Origin of the sequence: Actinokineospora spheciospongiae (assembly GCF_000564855.1) — a bacterium.
Lineage (GTDB): Bacteria > Actinomycetota > Actinomycetes > Mycobacteriales > Pseudonocardiaceae > Actinokineospora > Actinokineospora spheciospongiae.
Map to the genome: position 1 here is coordinate 1 of NZ_AYXG01000161.1, position 17,414 is coordinate 17,414.

Below are 17,414 nucleotides of genomic sequence, written 5' to 3' on the forward strand. Positions count from 1 at the left end.
GATCGCCATAGGGGCCCCGGCCAAACACATCCACCCAGCCGGGCACACCCACCACAACCCCGGGCTCGAAAGCTGAGCACACCCGGGCACCAGCCACGAGACCGGACTCCCAGCAGTTCCTAGGACACCGCAGACCGTCGATCCACAAGCGACTCGTAAGCCGCAACCACCTGCGGCACCACAGCCCCGGCGAAGTACCGCCGCGCATCCACCCGCCCCGCCGCCCCCATCCTGCCCCGAACCCCGGGGTCAGCGAGCAACGAGTCCAGAGCACCCGCCAACGCCGAGGCATCCCCCGGGGGTACCAGCAGCCCGGTCACCCCATCGGTGACCAGTCCGGGCAAGCCACCCACCCGCGAAGCGACCACCGGCGTACCCACCGCCAGGGCTTCGATCGCCACCAGCCCCTGTGGCTCGGCCCACCGCGACGGCACCGCCACCACGGCGGCGGCGGCGAACGCGGCCATGATCTGCGGGTGCGGCACCGATCCGTGCACGATCACCGGCCGACCAGGACTCCCCACCAGCTCCGGTGTGTCGGCCCGGCGGGGTCCGATGACCACCAGCGGCACGGCCGCCGCCATCCGGCGGTGCGCCTCGACCAGCGGCCCCAACCCCTTGTGCTCGCCCAGCGCGCCCACGAACAGCACGAAGTCCCCGTCGGGCAGGAAGTCCGGCCGTGGACCCACCTGCGCGACCGAGTCCGCCACGAACGACGGCACGACCCGGATTCGCTCGGCGGCCACCCCGGGCAGGCACGCCCGCGCCACCGCGTCGCTGATCGGCAGGAACAGGTCCACCCCGTCCAGCCGCGTGCGGGAGAGCCCCAGCGTCAGCGCGGTCCCCTTGACCGCGCCGTAGAAGTCCTTCGCGCACCCCAGGCACTTGCGCAGCTCGGGACCCGAGCAGGCGGTGTCGAGGGAGTCCTTGTATGTCAACGTCTTCTTGGCGCAGGCGATGCCGTAGTCGTGCAGTGACACCACCAGCGACGACGACGGCGGCAGGCGCAGGGACAGGCACGAGTGCAGCATCCAGCTATGCACGTGCACGACGTCCGGGCGCAGTTCGTCGACCAGTTCCCGCAACCGGCGCACCAGGACCGGGTCGGCGACGGTGGGGTGGAACAGGTGGTTGGGGTCTGCGGAGAAGCGGCGCAGGTGCCGGGTCAGGCCGGAGAGCCGGTGGATCGTGACCGGGCCTTCCGCCTCCAGGTCGGGGGCGTCGGTTCGGCTCAGCGTCGCGACGTGCACCTCGTGGCCGCGGGCGGACAGTTCGTGCGAGAGGAGCTGCACGACCCGTTCCAGGCCCCCGGTCGCGGGGGCGTAGTTGTCGGTGACCTGGAGGACCCTCACGGCGTGGTGATCCGGCGCCAGGACACGACGACCCACAGCGCGCCGACGGTCTGCGCGCCGAGCCACGACCAGCCGACCGCGGCGATCCCCAGGCTCGGCAGCAGGAACCAGGACGCCACCAGGCTGGCCAGCAGCATCGACAGGTTGAGCCAGAGGGCGGCGCGCAGCCGGGTGGTGGCCCGCAGGACGGCGACGGCGACGTTGGTCAGGGCGTCCGGGATCGCCGAGAGCGTCAGCAGGACCAGCAGCAGGCGCCCCTGCCCGGGGTACTCCGGGCCGAACAGCGACAGCAGCAGGCCGCCGCCGAGCAGGTACACCAGGATCGGGGCGACCAGCAGCGCGCCGATGATCCGCAGTCCGCGCCGGGCGGCGCCCGCGACCGCGGCGGGGTCCTCGGCGGCGGCGGCGAACAGCGAGGTGGACACGGCCGGGCTGACCATGAAGAACACCGCGCCGAGCATCCAGGTGGCGTAGAAGTAGGCGTTGGCCTCCGGCGAGACCCTGGCCACCACGATGATCGGCAGCAGGTAGGTGCCCATCATGGCGGCGACGGTGATCAGGTGCTGGCCCAGCAGCGACGCGCGCATCTCGCGCAGCGCCAAGCCGAACCCGGGCAGGGCGGGGCGCAACGACCGGCCGTGCGCGCTGCGGCGGAAGCCGACCACGGCCAGCAGCAGCGACAACCCGGCCGCGGCGGTCCACGCGGTGAGGATCTGGTCGCCGGTCCCGGGCAGCAGCCACGGCAGCACGACCAGCGGGACGCGCAGGGCGGTGAACAGGGCGTTGCGGGCGAGCATCATGGTCCCGCTGCGCTCGGCCACCGCGGCGTAGTCGTAGACCGTGCCGACGGCGAAGAACACCGTGCCCAGGCAGAACAGCACCCCGCCGACGGGTCCGCGCAGCGCGGGCAGGGTGTTGAGCGCGTACCCGAGCAGCGCCACGACGAACACCCCGCCGAGCAGGCCGCCCACGGCCGCGACGGTCACGCCCACGGTCAGCCGGGAGCGCCACTGCGCGGTGGAGGTGCTGCGCGGCAGCCACTCCACCATCGCGGCGGCGGCGCCGACCGCGGCGAACAGCGCGGCGGCCTGCAGGGCGCTGGTGGCGGCGGCACCGGCACCGCTGACCGCCGGGGTGGAGGTGCGGGCCACCACGAGCCAGAACACGTACCCGAACACGGAGGTGACCACGGTGGTGGCCATGATCGCGATCGAGTTGCGCAGCATGGCGTCGGTGGCGAGCCGCTCCCGCAAGGAGACCGGCGCCGCCTCGACCGGCCCGCCCGGGTCGGCCGCGACCCCGGCACCCCCCGCGAACCCGGGGTTCTGGGCGGCCCCGGTGGTCTCGGTGGCCCCGCCGTTGTCGGTCGTCCCGGTGTTCCCCGGGGTCTCGCTGGTCTCCGGCACCGTCACGAGATGACCTCCAGGCGCAGGACGAGCGTCGCCCAGGGGTCGCGGCCGACGGAGACCCGCACGTCGTGCAGGCCGGGCGCGGTGGGGGCGGCGAAGCTGACCGACCCGCGCCGCTCGTCGACCGCGCCCGCCGCCGTGCTCGGGCCGACCGCGCCGCCGGTGACCTCGACCGGCGTGACCGTCTGCCCGGCGACGGCCACCCGGACCTCGGGGGCGCCCCCGGGCAGCGGCGAGCCGTACCCGGTCAGCGTCCACGGCACCGTCACGGTGCTGCCCGCCACCGCCCGGGGGACCGCCGTGCTCAGCGAGAGCTGCGCGTACGACTCGACCACCGGGGGCCGCATGGCGGCGGCACCGGCGACGGCACCGCCCAGCACCAGGACGGCGACCAGCGGCCCGACAGTCCGGCGCGGGCCGGTGGGCCAGGTCGGCGGACCGGCCGCGACGTGCGCGGCGCCCACCAGCAGCAGCGCCACGGCCCCGGTCCCGATCGCGATGCCCGGGGTGTCGACCGGGATGCCGAAGACCGCCAGCAGCAGCACCACGGCCAGCGGCACGAGCAGCGCCACCAGCACCGGCAGCGTGAACCGGAGGTCGTCGTCGGCAGTGTCATTCCCGGGAGTGCGGGTGCCCAGCACGAGCCGGGCGGCGCTCCAGCCCGCGACGAGGACCAGCACCGGGAACAGGACCAGGGTGCGCAGCACCACCGGCACGGGCAGCAGCGACAGGACCACCGCGGCGACGACCGAGGAGGCCAGGATCAACGTCCGGTTCACGACCCGCCCCCCATCGGCGCGTTCATCAGGAAGAAGTCCAGGTGGTAGACCCGCAGGTGCTCGGTGGTGATCACCCGGGTGGCCCAGGGCACCCGGTCGAGGCGGGCCAGGTTCTCCTTGGGGGTCGCCTGGCCGATCAGCGGGTCGGTGGGGCCGTAGTTGTCGCCGATGAAGGACGGTTCCTCGGCCATGCGCGTGTCGACGACCAGGTAGTCGTAGCCCGCGGCGCGCATCTCGGCGGCGAGCTGCGTGGTCGGCCCGTCCGGGGTCTGGGTGAGCTGCCAGGCCGGGAAGCCGACCGAGGGCGCGGCCACGTCCAGGCCGCCGTAGGCGACCAGTTGCAGCGCGGTGTACCGGTCGGTGATGACCCGGACCCGGCCCGCCCGCGCGGACAGCTCCTCCCCCACCGTGCGCGCCTCGGCGCTGGCGGAGTTGGTGTCTGTGCCCCAGCGGAACGGCCCGGGGAAGCGGTACGGGTCGTTGAGGCCCGCGCCGACATTGCCCACGAGCACGACGACGAACAGCGCCATCAACACCCACCCGCGCCCCCACCACCGCACCGGTCGGCGTTCCCGCCAGCGCAGGACCATGAAGGCGGCGATGAGCGCGATGCCCAGGTAGCTGAACGCCCACGACCGCCGGGCGCCCTCGGCGCCGGAGGGCGCCAGCAGGAACAGCACCGACGGGAAGTACACGAGCCCGAACGCCATCAGCGCCAGCGTGTCCGCGCGCCAGTCCTTGAGGACCTTGCGCAGCGCCAGCAGCGCGGCCAGGCACACCAGCCCGACGATGACCGGCGACAGCGCGGTGAGCCCGCGCTCCCAGAGCGGTTGCGGCGACGGGGCCAGCACGACCCGCCCGGTGTCCTCCTGGGACGCCATGCCGCTGAGCTGCTCCACCGACCCGCCGAAGTACGGCGACAGGTAGGTCAGCGTGGGCGTTGCGACGAACAGGACCCAGGCGACGGCCACCAGCACGGTGCCGCCGAAGAGGACCAGCCACACCCCGGTGCCCTCGGCGGTCTTGGACCGCCACCGCCGGAACGCCACGATCGCCGCCACCCCGCCCAGCAGCAGCACCAGGAACAGGGTGGTCAGGTGGTGGGTGGCCACGCAGCCGCCCACGCACAGCAGGGCCAGCGCCAGCGCGGCGGTCCGCCGCCGTCCGCTCGACCGGGCGGCGATGCTGCCCAGGGCGAGAATCCACATGAAGAACGCGACCGCGATGCCCTCGTAGGCGTACTGGGTGTCGAAGTACATCTCCGACGGGTTCAGCGCGTAGACCACGGCGGCGAGCGCACCGGCCGCGGCGGACCTGAGGTGCACGCGCGCCAGCACGACGACGGCGAACAGGACCAGCATGTGCGCGGTGAACAGCACGAGCTGCCCGGAGGACCACACCGACAGCCCGGTGAGCCGCTGCACGGCGGCGGTCAGCCCGGAGGTGCCCGGGTAGTACTGCACGATCGGGATGATCGAGTTGGGCTGGAACAGGGTGCCGGTCGAGAGCACGTCCACGGCTTCGCGCCAGTGCGCGTACTCGTCGTGGTAGGCGGGGGCGCCCGGGTTGCGCAGGAACTTCGGCACGTAGGTGAGCACGCCGAGCAGGGCGACGCCCCAACCGGCGGCCACCCGGTCGCCGGTGGCGATCCGCGCGGTGACCGGGACGGCGGCCAGCAGCATCCCGAGCCAGAACACGCCGTAGCGGATGTTCGGGTTCCCGCCCTCGGCGGCGAGCCGGTAGGACAGCCCCACGACGAGGATGCCCACCGCGGCGGCGCCGACCACGGCGGGCCACGACGTCCAGCGGGCCGGGGGGCGGGTGTCCTGTGTGGACGCCGCAGTGCCCGGGGTGTCCGCGGGGGCCTGCGTCGGCGGGTGGGTCGAGGTGGTCACACCGCCGCCGGGGTGGTCCGGGCCGCGGCGGTGAGCGCGGTGGTGAGCCGGTCGACCGCGGCGGTGGTCGCGGCCCACGAGTGCGGGTCGGCGAAGCGCTCCGCGCGCCGGTCCGGCAGGTCCAGCAGGGCGGCGCGCAGCGCGGTCACGTCGTCGGGGGGCAGCAGGACCGCGCCGGGGTAGTCGGCGACCGCCTCGACCAGGCCGCCGACGGCGTAGAGCAGCACGTGGATGCCGCCGCTCATGGCGATCTGCAGCGGGCCGCTGGCCGAGCCGCGCCGGTAGGGCAGCACGAGGGCGTCGGCGTCGGCGAAGAACCGGCCCGCCTCCTCGTCGCTGACGTAGCGGTTGACGAAGGTGATCCGGTCGGCGTGCGGGCTCGCGGCGATCAGCTCGGCGGGCTTGGTCCAGCCCTCCCAGGTCTCCCCGACCACGGTCAGGGTGAACCGGGCGGCGTCCTCGGCGGACAGGGCGTTGAACGCCGACACCAGGTCCTCGACGCCCTTGTAAGGGCGGATCAGCCCGAAGAACAGCAGCCGGGTCACGTCGGCGTCGGCGTCGGTGGCGGGGGCCGGGGGCAGGTGGTCGTACGGGCCGTGCGGGGCGATCTCGACGGTGAGGTGGTCCAGCGCCGCGCCGTAGGTGCCGCGCAGCAGCTCCAGGTCGTGCCGGTTGTGCACCAGCGCGCCGGAGGCCTTGGCCAGCAGCCGCGGCATCACCCGGCGGCAGTAGCCCGCCACCAGCGGCACCGACGCCTCGCCGGTGTCCTGGGTCTCGTGGAACTCCAGCACGACCGGCACCCCGGCCTGCCGGGCGGCCCTGGCCAGCACCAGGTAGGTGTGCAGCGTCGCCGCGGTCCACCACTGGAGCACCAGCACATCCGGGCGCTCGCGCTTGAGCCGCCGCACGACGGCGCCCAGCTCCGCGCCCCAGTACCAGTCGACCTCACCGGCGACGCGGACCCGCTCGTCGTAGCTGAGGCTGGTCAGGTCGTCCCCGGTGCGCTTGCCGCCGGGGTAGAGCCGGGCCGGGATCAGCTTGCGCAGCAGCACGACCGACACGTCGTGTTCCTCGGCGAGCGCGTTGGCCAGCCGGCAGGTGTAGACCGACAGGCCGCTGAGGAACTCGAAACCCGGCCCGACCAGCCACACCCTGCGCCGCTCTCCCACTTCTCCGTTGCCTTTCGGTGCTGCGCCCGCTCAGATGGCGAGCGGGGTCTCTTCGCTGGTGGCCGTGACCGCCCGCGGCGCGTCCAGGTCGACCGCGTGCGGGACGACCGGCGCGGGGACGTGCGGGGTGTTGGTGGCGGTGGCGTAGGACAGCCCCTGCGGGTGCCGCTCGGTGCGGACCTTGGCCAGGATGGACAGGCAGCGCACCCCGTCCTTCCAGTTGATCTTCTTGCCGTCGGCCACCGAGCGGCCGACGTAGCTGACCGGCACCTCGAACGGGCGCACGCCGCCGCGGATCAGCCGGGCGGTCAGCTCGGTGTCGAGGCCGAAGCCGTCCTCGGTGAGGTCGAGCGCGCGGAAGTCGGCGACCGGCAGCAGCTTGAGGCAGGTGTGCATGTCGGTCAGGCAGGAGTCGTACATCAGGTTCGCCGCGAGGGTGAGCGCCCGGCCGCCGACGGCGAACCGGAACGACTGGTAGCGGGTGTTGAGGCCGAAGACCCGAGCGCCGAAGACGTGGTCGGCGCGACCGCGCAGGACCGGTTCCAGCATCGCCGGGATGTCCCCGGGCGAGTACTCCAGGTCCGCGTCGAGGATGATCATGTGGGTGCCCTCGGCCTCGCGCACGCCGGAGCGCACGGCGGCGCCCTTGCCGAGGTTGCGCGGGTGCTCGACGAGCCGCAGGCCCCGGGGGGTCAGTTCGCGCAGGATCTCCGGCGTGTCGTCGGAGCTGCCGTCGTCGACGACGATCAGCTCCACCGGGCAGGGGTAATCGACCGACAACACGCGCTCGATGGCCGATCTGATAGTGGCGCTCTCGTTGTAGACCGGCATGACGATGGAGAGGCGCACCATCAGTTCTCCCAAGTCTTCTGACAGGTGGGGACGAGCTACGGACAGGATTTCGCAATCATCTTGTCCGCTGTTACTCAAATGGGCCAAACGTGCGCGGTTTCACTCTTTTGGCCTCACCACGCGTCACCACCCGAAGGTGTAACACAGCGTAACTTGAGGGACATCTAACTACACACCGTTCACCAACTCCCCGCTGAGAACAGTTTCTGTGCCCGAGTGACACAACCTGTCCGGGTAACTGTTGCCAAGTAACATCACCCAGTGCACCCGACCTGACAACGCCACGAAGAGCGCTGATCCACTGTCCACACAGCACTGGACAAATCATGAACAACTTTCCGGAGTGCGGTCGAGGGCATTTGTAGTACCCTTCGCCCGGAGAACATGAATCGCGCCTGGCTCCCGCGCGTTCGCAAGTACGAGATGTCGGGTTTCCGCCTGCTTCACCTTGCGCCCCCGCGGTCCCCCGCTTTGTCGTGAACTCCACCCCCGGTCGGAAGGAACGCGCTCCGTGTCGGTTCGCCTGTTCGCGGCGGCATCCGCCGCCCTGTTCGCGCTGTCGGGGTGCGCGGCGACCTCGACCGCCGCCGCCCCCGGCGAGCGCTACTACGTCTCCGTCGGCGACTCCTACGCCGCGGGCTACAAGCCGACCGGCGCCGACGGCGGCGGCACCTCCACCGACGGGTTCGCCTACCGGGTCGCGGAGCAGACCGTCGCGCACGGCCTGCCGATGCGGCTGGCCAACTTCGGCTGCTCCGGCGTCAGCACCGCGCAGTTGCGCACCGAGCCCGGCTGCGCGCCCACCGCGCTCGCCCCCGGCGCCCCGGACTACGGCGGCCTGTCGCAGGCGCGGGCGGCGGTGGAGTTCGTGTCCGAGAACCGCGGGCGCGTGGGCCTGGTCACCGTCGTGGTCGGCGGCAACGACGTGCGCCCCTGCCTGCCGATCGGCGCGGCCCCCCGGCCGGACGCCATCGACTGCGTCACCGCCTCGGTCGAGCGGCTGCGGACCGACCTGGCCGCGGTGCTCGCCGAACTGCGCGCCGCGGCCGGACCGGACGTGCCGATCGTCGGGGTGAGCTACCCCGACATGCTGCTCGGCTACTGGGTGACCGCGGGCGCCCCGGGCCGGGACGTCGCCGCGGCCTCCGTCGGGGTCTTCCGCGACCTGGTGAACCCGGTGCTGCGGGCGGAGTACGCGAAGGTCGGCGCCGAGTTCGTGGACGTGACCGAGGCCGCCCAGGGCTACGTGCCGCTCACCCAGACCACCTCGGTCCCCGGTTACGGCACCGTCCCCACCGCCGTCGCCGCCGCCTGCCTCTACACCTACTTCTGCCAGTACGGCGACGTGCACCCCACCGCCGACGGGCACCGGCTCATCGCGGAGCACGTCGTGCGCGCGGCCCACATCGCATGACCGCGCCGCTGCGGGTCACCCTGGTCACCCCCGGCTTCCCGCCCGAGCGCGGCGGGGTCGAGGCGCACACCGGGCACCTGGCGCGCGAGCTGAGCGCGCGCGGGGTCGACGTGCGGGTGCTCACCGCGCGCCGCGGCGTGCCGCGGCCGGTGCTGGAGCGCCCCGGCGGCGTGCCGGTGCGGGTGTTCCCGGCCTGGCGCACCACGGTCATGTCGATCTCGCCGCGGCTGCTGCTGGCCGGGTTGCGCGCCGGTCGGGGCAGCGACGTCGTGCACGTGCACAGCTACCACGCCGCCTGCGGGTTCGCCGCGCTCGGCGGGTTCGCCCGCCCCGTGGTGTTCACCCCGCACTACCACGGCGGCGGGCACAGCAGGCAGGCCTCGGCGCTGCACGTGGTCTACCGGTTCGTCGGTCGGCTGCTGTTCCGGGCGGCGCGGGCGGTGGTGTGCGTGTCCCGGGCCGAACGCGACCAGCTCGTGGGCGACTTCCCGGGAGCCGCGGACCGCGCGCACGTGGTGCCCAACGGCGTCGACGTGGCGGCGATCCGGGCGGCGGAACCGTTCCCGGACCAGCCGCGCACGGTTCTGAGCCTGGGCAGGCTGGAGCCCTACAAGCGGGTCGCGGCGCTGCTGCGCGCCCTGCCGCTGCTGCCGCCGGACGTCCAGGTCGTGGTCGTGGGCACCGGTTCGCAGTCCGACGAGCTGCGCGGGCTGGCCGCCGACCTCGGCGTCGCCGGGCGGGTGCGGTTCACCGGCGGCGTCGACGACCACCAGGTGCACCGCTGGCTGCGCACCGCCGCGGTGCTGGTGTCGCTGTCGGAGCACGAGGCGTTCGGCATGGCCCCGGTGGAGGCCGCCGCGGCGGGCGCCGGGGTCGTGCTCAGCGACATCCCCGCCCACCGCGAGATCGCCGCCGAGCACCTGGGCGGGGCGGCGCGGCTGGTCGGACCCGAGCCCGCCGCGGTCGCCGCGGCGGTCACCCAGGCGCTCGCCGAGACCCGGCGGGACGAGGCCGACGTGCCGGACTGGGGGCGGATCGCCGAGGAGACCCTGGCGATCTACCGGTCCGCGCTCCGTGGAGAGGACTGACCATGACCGACAGACCGCGCCCGCGCCGCGTCGGCCCGCTCGACCGCCCCTGGCTGCACCAGCGCTCGGTCCTGCTGGTCACCCCGGTGGCCACCGACGTCGAGGCCATCCGGGCGGCGCTGCTGCGCTTCACGCACCTGCACCCGGACTCGCCCATCTCCTCCCGCCTGGACGAGGCCACCGGCCGCTGGCTGCCGGTGCGCGCGGGCGACCGCGCCGAGCACGTGGCCCGGATGGTGGTGACCGCCCCCGACCCGGACCCCGAGGACCTCACCGGGTACATCAAGGCCCACCTGGCGCCGCCGCGCGACCTCCCGGTCCGCCTGGTGGTCAGCCCGACCGCGGTGCTCGGCGACATCAGCCACGCCGTCGGCGACGCGTCCACCTTCACCCGGCTGCTGATGGCGGCCACCCGCGGCACCGGCCTGGACGAGCTGGCCGCCCGCACCCCCACCCGCACCGTGCTGCACGCGCTGCGCGCCGGGCTGCGCACCCACCGCCGGGACTGGGTCGACTACGTGCGCCACCGCACCGCTCCCCCGGTCGCCGCGGCCACCACGGCCCCCGAGCGCACCCGCCCCGACTTCACCGGGGCGGTCATCCCGAACCCGGCGCTGCGCGAGATCACCCGCTGGCGCAACACCCACGCCAAGGGCATCTCCATCACCAGCGTCCTCACCAGCATGACCCACCGCGCGCTGGTCTCCCACGGCGTCCCGCTCAACGGGGACGGGCTGTGGGCGCTGATCGACGTCCGCGGGATGCTCGGCCCCTCGGACGACCCGCGGTGGGGCAACCTGTCCAAGAGCCTCTACCTGCGCACCGACCTGGGCGACCCGGCCGCCGTGGAGGCCGCGATGAAGCAGGCGCGCGACACCGGCCGCGCCCTGCCCGCGCTCGCCCTCGGCTCGCTCATCGGCGCGGTCTCGGCCACCCCGAAACCCGCGCCCGCCCTGGCCCCGCGCCCGGACAGGGTCACCCTGACGTTCAACTCCATGCCCACCCTGCCCGGCCTGGCGGACATGCCGTGGCTGGACACGGGGACCAAGCGCTTCTTCGGCTTCAGCCCCTCCTACGGCCCGGACGGCATCACGGTCTTCGCCATCCGCACCCGCGACCACATGGAGCTGACCGCCAGCCACGACGAGAACGTGGTCAGCACCGAGACCGTGGACAAGGCACTGGCCGCCCTCGCCGCGCCCACGGCCCTGCTGGTCGACATGGCGGGCTGAACCGCCGGTCGGGGGGAGCGGTACGCCGCTCCCCCCGACCGGGTCAGGCCTCCTCGACCGACTCCTCCTCCAGCGGGGCGGGGTCCTTGCGCCACTTGAGCTTCACCTCGAACTGGCCCTGCACCCCGGTCCGCGCGATCACCGCCCCGACCTCGGCGTCGAGCTTGATGCCGAACTTCAGCTCGATCTCCTCCGGGGGCCGGGTCATGGTGGTGAACTGGGCCAGCGCCGCCACCGCGGCGTCGCGCACCTCGGCGAGGGCGCCGTCGAAGCCGGTCTTGGCCTCCAGCAGCACCCGGGGCAGCCTGCCCGCCCGCTCCACCCCCGCCCGCCCGTCCACCTCGACGAGCACGGCCCCGCCGCCCGCCAGCGGGAACCTCGCCAGTTCCGGGTTCGACTCCGTCATACCGCCACTCCTCGTCCCTCGCCGGTGCCGCGCCGGGGGCGTTGTCGCCGCGCCCCCGGACCGGCCGAGCACCCGAGCACGATAGACGACCAGGTCGAGGCGCGATCGGGGTTCGGCGCCCGGTCCACCCCGCCGGAAGGCCGTTCGGCCCACCGCGGTACCGCTGATCGCGGACGACTTCCGGGTCTCTCGACCGGTGCGGCGGCCCTGGCCGGGCCGCTAGCGTCCGGATCATGGTCCGACACCCCCTGACGTCCGAGGAGCGCGAACGCGGCAGGCGACTCGGCTCGCTGCTGCGGGCCGCGCGGGGAAACCTGACCCTGGCGGCGATCGCGGAGCGGGCCGGGCTGCCGAGCGAGACGCTGCGCAAGATCGAGGCCGGGCGGATCGCCGGGCCGTCGTTCTTCACCGTGGCCGCGATCGCCGCGGCGCTGGGCCTGTCGCTGGACCGGGTCGTCGCGCTGTGCGCGCTGCCCGGTGCCGAGCCGCTGCCGCAGCCCGCGGCGGTGGCGTGGGCCTGGCCGGGCGACCCGCCGAGCCCGGCCACCGCCGGGTCGGTGCGGCGCCCCGCCTGAACCCGGCCCGACAAACCGAGGAGTATTCGAGCTGCGACGATCGGGTGAGCTTCGTGGCCCAGGTCACTGCCGTTCCGGTTCGGGTGCCACCCTCGCGGCATGGCAGCACAGCGCGCGGTGGTGATCGGCGGCGGCTTCGGCGGCCTGTGCGCGGCCCGGGTGCTCAGCGGGCACTTCGCCGAGGTCGTCGTGCTGGAGCAGGACCCGGTGACCGCGGAATCCGCGCACCGGCGCGGTATCCCGCAGGCCCACCACCCGCACGCCCTGCTGGCCAGGGGGTCGGCCGTCCTCGAACACCTCTTCCCCGGCCTCGGCGACGAACTCGCCGCGCGCGGCGCCACCCGGGCGGACTTCGGCGAGAGCGCCCGCTACCGCCTCCCCACCGGCTGGGCCCCGCGCGGTCGGATCGGCCTGCCGATCCAGACCGCCACCCGGGTCACCCTGGAGCGCTGCCTGCGCCGCCGGGTCCTCGACGACCCGCGCGTCACCACCCGACCCGGCTTCACCGTGGACGGCCTGTGCTGGGACGCCGAGGGCACCCGCGTCACCGGGGTCACCGGGTCCGCCCTCCCGGACGCGCACGAGGAGATCGGCGCCGACCTGGTCGTGGACGCGAGCGGCCGCCTGACGAAGCTGCCCACCTGGTTGCGCGCGGCGGGGTTCGGCAGGCCGGAGGAGGTGTCGGTGACCGGTGAGGGCGTCTACACCACCCGCCTGTTCCGCGCACCGTCCACAGCGGACTGGACGACGGTGGCCGAGTTCCCGCGCGCCCCGGACCGCCGCCGCGGCGGTGTTCTCGTCACCACCGAGGACGGGCACCGCCTGCTCACCCTGATGGGCGCCGACGGCCAGGCGGCCCCGACCGACCCGGCCGGGTTCCTCGACTACGCGCGCACCCTGAGCAGCCCGGAGTTCGCCGAGACGATCACCGGCGGCGAACCCCTCGGCCGCGCGCACCGCATGGCCCACCTCGACAGCCGCTGGGTTCACTACCACCGGATGCCCCGCTGGCCCGGGGGCCTGCTCTGCCTGGGCGACGCGGTGTGCACGCTCAACCCCGTCCACGCCCAGGGCATGACCGTGACCGCCGTGCAGGCGCAGATCCTCGGCGGCCTCCTCGACCGGGGCGCGGCGGACCTGCCGCGGGTGTTCCAGAAGCGGGTCGCCCGCGCCCTGGCGCTGCCCTGGGCCATGGCCACCGCCGCCGACCTCACCTGGGACCCGCACCCCACCCCGGCCCGCGCCCGCCTCGCCCGGTGGTACCTCGCCCGCCTGGACCACGTCATCCCCGGCGACCCGGACGTGTTCCGCCGCTTCTTCCTCGCCGCGCACCTGGTGCGCGGCCCGGCGGTGCTGCTCGCCCCGAGCGTGCTGTGGAAGGTGCTACGCCCGCCCCGCCGAGGCGACCAGGGCGGTGCAGTGGTCGACCAACCGGGCGCGGGGGACGGTCAGCGTGCCGTCGAGGAAGGCGATGAACAGGGTGGTGAGCGCCCCGACCACGCCGAGGGCGATCATCTGCCGCTCGGCGGGGTCGGCGGCGGTGAGGTGGTCGTGGACCAGCGCCACGAACGCGGGGGCGAGTTCCTGCCCGCGCGACCCGAGGGTGGCCTCGGTCAGCGGCCCGAGCAGCAGCACCCGCCCCACCGCGGGGTCACCCACGATGAGGTCGACGAACGCGGCCACGGCGGCCCGCGGTAGGTCCTCCCGGTCGGCGCCCCCGGTGGCCGTCACCAGGGCGTCGTGCGCGCGGGCGCCGACGTCGTCGTAGACGGCGCGGACGAACTCGTCGCGGTCGGGGAAGCTCTCGTAGAAGTAGCGCTCGGTCAGCCCGGTGGCCCGGCAGACCGCCCGGACGGACACCCCGGGGCGGCCGGGGTCACCCAGCAGCGCCACCCCGGCGGCGAGCAGGGCGGCGCGGCGGGCGGCGCGGCGGTCGGCGAGTGAGGAGGCCATTGCGGACCATTCTCACCCCTGACCACCCGGTCGTGGCGGACGGGCGCGGGGCGGTCGGGTCGGGGCGGCGCGGGGCGGGTCGGAAGGTGCCGATCGAGGGGTGCTGGGCACCCGATGGGGTGGTCGCGCCGGTACCGGACCGGAAAGTGCAGCAGGCTCGTCCACGTGGGGCGCCCGGCAAGGCGGCGCCACGGCCCCAACCGGGAGGAACACCATGGGGAAACGTCTTGTGCGGACCGCGGCGGCCCTCGCCGGGACCATCGCGCTCATCGTGTCGCTGGCGGGCACGGCCACCGCCGCCACCCCCGGCGACGGGGTGTGCGACGAAGGCGAGTTCTGCCTGTACTGGGGCCAGGACCAGTCCGGCGCGCTCGCCGACTTCACCGCCACGGTCGCCGACTACGGCGACACCGCCCCGGACTGCCAGACCTTCACCGGACCGGGCCCGGGCCTGGGCGCCTGCGTCAAGAACAACGCCACGTCGGCGTGGAACCGCTCCACCACCCACACGGTCACCGTCCACTTCGACGCCGACAACCAGGGCGCGGCCGACACCGTCGCCTCCGGGCAGAAGGTCGACCTGGCCAAGACCTGGCTGGAAAACGCCTCCCACGAGTTCACGGCGAATCCGGCCCCACAACCCACCAGGTGACCGCCCCGCATCCTGCCCCGACCACCCTCGATCAGCCGTTCGCCGCGCTGAACTGGGGTTCCCATCGCCGAGCCACCACGACACCATCCGACCCAGGTCACCCGAGAAGTCCGGGGAGTGCCCGCGAAGATGATCGAGACTCACTCGTCCACCCTGCCCCGCCAGTAGTCCAGGTTGCGGCGGGTGGCGAGGGTGTCGGGGTGGAGAGCCGACGGGACCGAGGAGGTCCCAACGGTTGCCTGCGATGTCGCGGAAGACGACAACCCGGCCGTAGGGCTCGGTTCGGGGTTGGGTGAGGAACTCGACACCTGCGGTGCGCATGCGTCGGTAGCTCGCGTCGAAGTCGTCGACGCGGAGGAAGAACCCGACCCGACCGGCGTGCTGCTCGCCGATCGCGGCGATCTGGTGTTCGCCGTCGGCGCGGGCGAGGAGGATGCCGGTCTCCGCGCCCGGCGGGCGGACGACCACCCGGCGCTTGGGACGACCGTCGTCGGTGCGGGCAGACGAGTCCTCGGCCAACTCGAATCCCAGTGCCTCGGTGAAGAAGTCGATCGCGTCGTCGTAGTCCTCGACGAGGATCGCGGTGAGTTGCAGGAACGCCATGGACGCCATGGTGGCCCAGCGCCTCGCCTGCCTCGGAACCCCGGGGTGGGGGTCCACAGGTCCGAACACCGACAGGTCGGGCCGAACGGGATCGCCGCCTCGCGTTGACAACGGGCGTTGTCGGCTTCTAGCCTGACAACACCCGTTGTCAGCTCGGCGGCGGGGTGGTCGATTCCTGCCGGAGGGAACGTCATGGCGAAGGGGCTCGGACCGGGGTCGGTCACCTGGGAGTACTTCGGCGACTGGCGGGGGATGCTCCAGGGCCTCTGGGCCGGGTCGATGCAGAACATGCACCCCAAGCTCGGCGCCGCCGTGGAGGAGCACTCGGAGTTCTTCGAGGAGCGGTGGGAGCGGTTGTTCCGCTCGCTCTACCCCATCGGCGGTGTGGTGTTCGACGGGGAGCGGGCCGAGGAGACCGGGCGGGAGGTGCGGGACTACCACCGCGACATCAGGGGCGTCGACGCCCGGGGCAGGCGGTACCACGCGCTCGACCCGGATGTCTTCTACTGGGCGCACGCGACGTTCTTCTACGGCACCCTGCTCACCGCGCAACACTTCTGCGGCGGGATCGGTGAGCGGGAGAAGCGGGAGCTGTTCGAGGAGCACAAGACCTGGTACGCCCGGTACGGCGTCAGCACGCGCCCGGTGCCGGACACCTGGGAGGACTTCCAGCGCTACTGGGACCACATGTGCCGCGAGGTGCTGGAGGACAACAGGGCCACGCGGGACGTGCTGGACCTGACCACGATGCCCGCGCCGCCGTTCGCGCCGTGGTTGCCGGACTGGCTGTGGCGGCCGACCCGCGCGGTGGTGGCGCGCGGGTTCGTGTGGGTGACCGTGGGCATGTACGACCAGCCGGTGCGGGACCTGCTGGGCTACCGGTGGTCCACGTGGGACGAACGGGCGCACCGGGTGTTCGGCGCGGCGGTCGGGCTGGCGTTCCGGCTGGTGCCGCCCCGGCTGCGCAAGCACCCCCGGGCCAGGGACGGCCTGGACCGCGCGTCCGGCAGGCTGCCCGCCTCGACACCGCTGGTGCACACCCCGGAGCGGTACCTGCCGCGCGACCGCACCGATCCCCGCCACTACTGCCCGGTGCACGCCGAGCGCCGGGGCTGAAACGCCCGAAAACCCCGACTGGACCGAAAGGCCCCTTGACGGACGGGGGTCGCGGTCGCATCATTGCCCGACATACCGAACGCTCGGTATGGTCGGTCCCAGATAGTGGGACATTCCGTGAGGACAGAGGCGTCCGAAGGAGTTGGCCCCGATGCAGAGCGATCCCGCGCTCACCGTGTCCGCAACCACCGTCCGCTTCGGCGGGCTGACCGCGCTCGACGACGTCTCCCTGGCCGTGCGCCCCGGCACCGTGCACGGCGTCATCGGCCCCAACGGGGCGGGCAAGACGACGTTGTTCAACGTCATCTGCGGCTTCGTGCGGCCGGTGCGCGGGGAGGTGCTGTGGCGCGGGGAGTCCCTGCGCCACCACCGGACCCACGACCTGGCCCGGCTCGGGATCACCCGGACCGTGCAGGGGCTGGGGCTGTTCGCGGGCGCGACCGTGCTGGACAACGTGCTCGTCGGCGCGCACCGGCACCGCGGGTCCTCGGCCCTGGGCACCCTGCTGGGCCTGCGCGGAGCGGTGCGGGACGAGCGGCGGCTGACCGAGCGCGCCCTGGGCGTGCTGGACGAACTCGACATCGCCCGGTGGCGCGACGCGCTGCCCGGGGCGCTGCCCTACGGCGTGCGCAAGCGGGTGGCGCTGGCCAGGGCACTGGTCGCCGAACCGGAGCTGCTGCTGCTCGACGAACCCGCCTCCGGTCTGTCCGAAGTGGAGGTGGAGGAGCTGGTGGTGCTGCTGCGCGGGCTCACCGACCGCACGGCGGTGCTGCTGGTCGAACACCACGTGGACATGGTGATGCGGGTGTGCGACCACATCACCGTCCTCGACTTCGGCCGGGTGATCGCCGACGGGCCACCGGAACAGGTGCGCGCCGACGAGCGGGTCACCGAGGCCTACCTCGGAACGGCGGGCTGA

The 17,414-nt window shown here is 73.7% G+C and carries 15 protein-coding genes and 2 pseudogenes; 8 read left to right on the forward strand and 9 right to left on the reverse strand.

Features of this window, described 5'->3' with window-relative positions:
- Window positions 1–119: 119 nt before the first annotated feature.
- Genes UO65_RS20940 through UO65_RS20965 form a run of 6 tightly spaced genes read right to left on the reverse strand, consistent with a single transcriptional unit; the run spans window position 120 to window position 7,456 of the window.
- A complete protein-coding gene (locus tag UO65_RS20940) occupies window positions 120–1,352 on the reverse strand; it encodes a glycosyltransferase family 4 protein (protein ID WP_052021435.1) in 1,233 nt (410 codons plus the stop codon).
- Window positions 1,349–2,764, reverse strand: a complete 1,416-nt coding sequence (locus UO65_RS36890) for a polysaccharide biosynthesis protein (RefSeq protein WP_035285313.1) — start codon at window positions 2,762–2,764, stop codon at window positions 1,349–1,351. The genes UO65_RS20940 and UO65_RS36890 overlap by 4 nt, the downstream gene beginning before the upstream one ends.
- Window positions 2,761–3,540 carry a hypothetical protein gene (locus tag UO65_RS20950; RefSeq protein WP_035285315.1) on the reverse strand — a complete coding sequence of 260 codons (780 nt, stop codon included), beginning with the start codon at window positions 3,538–3,540 and terminating at the stop codon, window positions 2,761–2,763. The genes UO65_RS36890 and UO65_RS20950 overlap by 4 nt, the downstream gene beginning before the upstream one ends.
- Window positions 3,537–5,435, reverse strand: a complete 1,899-nt coding sequence (locus UO65_RS20955; protein ID WP_152552192.1) for a hypothetical protein — start codon at window positions 5,433–5,435, stop codon at window positions 3,537–3,539. Before UO65_RS20955 ends, UO65_RS20950 begins: the two co-directional genes overlap by 4 nt.
- A complete protein-coding gene (locus UO65_RS20960; RefSeq protein WP_084176004.1) occupies window positions 5,432–6,604 on the reverse strand; it encodes a glycosyltransferase in 1,173 nt (390 codons plus the stop codon). The genes UO65_RS20955 and UO65_RS20960 overlap by 4 nt, the downstream gene beginning before the upstream one ends.
- A 30-nt stretch (window positions 6,605–6,634) precedes the next feature.
- Window positions 6,635–7,456: a glycosyltransferase family 2 protein gene (locus UO65_RS20965; RefSeq protein WP_063935984.1), complete on the reverse strand. Its 822-nt coding sequence runs from the start codon at window positions 7,454–7,456 to the stop codon at window positions 6,635–6,637.
- A gap of 511 nt (window positions 7,457–7,967) precedes the next feature.
- Here UO65_RS20965 and UO65_RS20970 point away from each other — a divergent pair.
- The 3 genes from UO65_RS20970 to UO65_RS20980 are packed head-to-tail and all read left to right on the forward strand — an operon-like array spanning window position 7,968 to window position 11,190.
- Complete coding sequence (locus UO65_RS20970) at window positions 7,968–8,870, forward strand: GDSL-type esterase/lipase family protein (RefSeq protein ID WP_035285318.1); 903 nt, start codon at window positions 7,968–7,970, stop codon at window positions 8,868–8,870.
- The gene (locus UO65_RS20975; RefSeq protein ID WP_052021437.1) at window positions 8,867–9,958 is read left to right on the forward strand and encodes a glycosyltransferase family 4 protein; all 1,092 of its coding nucleotides are present in this window, start codon (window positions 8,867–8,869) and stop codon (window positions 9,956–9,958) included. The genes UO65_RS20970 and UO65_RS20975 overlap by 4 nt, the downstream gene beginning before the upstream one ends.
- 2 nt (window positions 9,959–9,960) lie before the next feature.
- Window positions 9,961–11,190, forward strand: coding sequence for a hypothetical protein (locus UO65_RS20980; protein ID WP_035285320.1), 1,230 nt, complete (start codon window positions 9,961–9,963; stop codon window positions 11,188–11,190).
- Between the two features lie 43 nt (window positions 11,191–11,233).
- On the opposite strand, the gene UO65_RS20985 is transcribed toward UO65_RS20980, so the two are convergent.
- Window positions 11,234–11,596: a CU044_2847 family protein gene (locus UO65_RS20985; protein ID WP_035285322.1), complete on the reverse strand. Its 363-nt coding sequence runs from the start codon at window positions 11,594–11,596 to the stop codon at window positions 11,234–11,236.
- A gap of 233 nt (window positions 11,597–11,829) precedes the next feature.
- On the opposite strand from UO65_RS20985, the gene UO65_RS20990 reads away from it, so the two are divergent.
- The gene (locus tag UO65_RS20990) at window positions 11,830–12,171 is read left to right on the forward strand and encodes a helix-turn-helix domain-containing protein (RefSeq protein ID WP_063935985.1); all 342 of its coding nucleotides are present in this window, start codon (window positions 11,830–11,832) and stop codon (window positions 12,169–12,171) included.
- A gap of 99 nt (window positions 12,172–12,270) precedes the next feature.
- Window positions 12,271–13,869, forward strand: a complete 1,599-nt coding sequence (locus UO65_RS39020) for an FAD-dependent oxidoreductase (protein WP_152552193.1) — start codon at window positions 12,271–12,273, stop codon at window positions 13,867–13,869.
- A gap of 129 nt (window positions 13,870–13,998) precedes the next feature.
- Here the strand turns inward: UO65_RS39020 and UO65_RS39025 are convergent.
- Window positions 13,999–14,124 (reverse strand): annotated as a pseudogene (locus UO65_RS39025) (hypothetical protein); the annotation flags it as partial.
- Between the two features lie 214 nt (window positions 14,125–14,338).
- On the opposite strand from UO65_RS39025, the gene UO65_RS21005 reads away from it, so the two are divergent.
- Window positions 14,339–14,776, forward strand: a complete 438-nt coding sequence (locus UO65_RS21005; RefSeq protein ID WP_035285325.1) for a peptidase inhibitor family I36 protein — start codon at window positions 14,339–14,341, stop codon at window positions 14,774–14,776.
- Between the two features lie 282 nt (window positions 14,777–15,058).
- On the opposite strand, the pseudogene UO65_RS34785 reads toward UO65_RS21005, so the two are convergent.
- A pseudogene (locus UO65_RS34785) lies at window positions 15,059–15,388 on the reverse strand (VOC family protein); the annotation flags it as partial.
- A gap of 183 nt (window positions 15,389–15,571) precedes the next feature.
- Here UO65_RS34785 and UO65_RS21015 point away from each other — a divergent pair.
- On the forward strand, window positions 15,572–16,495 hold the full coding sequence (locus UO65_RS21015) for an oxygenase MpaB family protein (protein ID WP_052021443.1): 924 nt from the start codon (window positions 15,572–15,574) through the stop codon (window positions 16,493–16,495).
- Between the two features lie 151 nt (window positions 16,496–16,646).
- Window positions 16,647–17,414: an ABC transporter ATP-binding protein gene (locus UO65_RS21020; RefSeq protein ID WP_035285330.1), complete on the forward strand. Its 768-nt coding sequence runs from the start codon at window positions 16,647–16,649 to the stop codon at window positions 17,412–17,414.

Coding starts and splice junctions, on each gene's coding strand:
- UO65_RS20990 (WP_063935985.1), top strand. CDS start 11,830: ATGGTCCGACACCCCCTGACGTCCGAGGAGCGCGAACGCGGCAGGCGA.
- UO65_RS21015 (WP_052021443.1), top strand. CDS start 15,572: ATGGCGAAGGGGCTCGGACCGGGGTCGGTCACCTGGGAGTACTTCGGC.
- UO65_RS39020 (WP_152552193.1), top strand. CDS start 12,271: ATGGCAGCACAGCGCGCGGTGGTGATCGGCGGCGGCTTCGGCGGCCTG.
- UO65_RS21005 (WP_035285325.1), top strand. CDS start 14,339: ATGGGGAAACGTCTTGTGCGGACCGCGGCGGCCCTCGCCGGGACCATC.
- UO65_RS20965 (WP_063935984.1), bottom strand. CDS start 7,456: ATGGTGCGCCTCTCCATCGTCATGCCGGTCTACAACGAGAGCGCCACT.
- UO65_RS20985 (WP_035285322.1), bottom strand. CDS start 11,596: ATGACGGAGTCGAACCCGGAACTGGCGAGGTTCCCGCTGGCGGGCGGC.
- UO65_RS20980 (WP_035285320.1), top strand. CDS start 9,961: ATGACCGACAGACCGCGCCCGCGCCGCGTCGGCCCGCTCGACCGCCCC.
- UO65_RS21020 (WP_035285330.1), top strand. CDS start 16,647: ATGCAGAGCGATCCCGCGCTCACCGTGTCCGCAACCACCGTCCGCTTC.
- UO65_RS20975 (WP_052021437.1), top strand. CDS start 8,867: ATGACCGCGCCGCTGCGGGTCACCCTGGTCACCCCCGGCTTCCCGCCC.